Origin of the sequence: Priestia aryabhattai (assembly GCF_023715685.1) — a bacterium.
Classification (GTDB): Bacteria; Bacillota; Bacilli; order Bacillales; family Bacillaceae_H; genus Priestia; species Priestia aryabhattai_B.
This window is the reverse complement of the sequence record NZ_JAMBOQ010000116.1, coordinates 1-255: the sequence shown is the minus strand read 5'-3', so window position 1 is coordinate 255 and position 255 is coordinate 1. Positions and strand designations below refer to the sequence as shown.

Below are 255 nucleotides of genomic sequence, written 5' to 3'. Positions count from 1 at the left end.
CACCCCGGAAGGGGAGTGAAAGAGATCCTGAAACCGTGTGCCTACAAGTAGTCAGAGCCCGTTAACGGGTGATGGCGTGCCTTTTGTAGAATGAACCGGCGAGTTACGATCCCATGCAAGGTTAAGCCGATAAGGCGGAGCCGCAGCGAAAGCGAGTCTGAATAGGGCGTTTAGTATGTGGTCGTAGACCCGAAACCAGGTGATCTACCCATGTCCAGGGTGAAGTTCAGGTAACACTGAATGGAGGCCCGAACC

At 54.1% G+C, this 255-nt stretch carries 1 rRNA gene; it reads left to right on the top strand.

From position 1 onward, the window contains the following. Window positions 1-255 (top strand): 23S ribosomal RNA (locus M3225_RS29285); the annotation flags it as partial.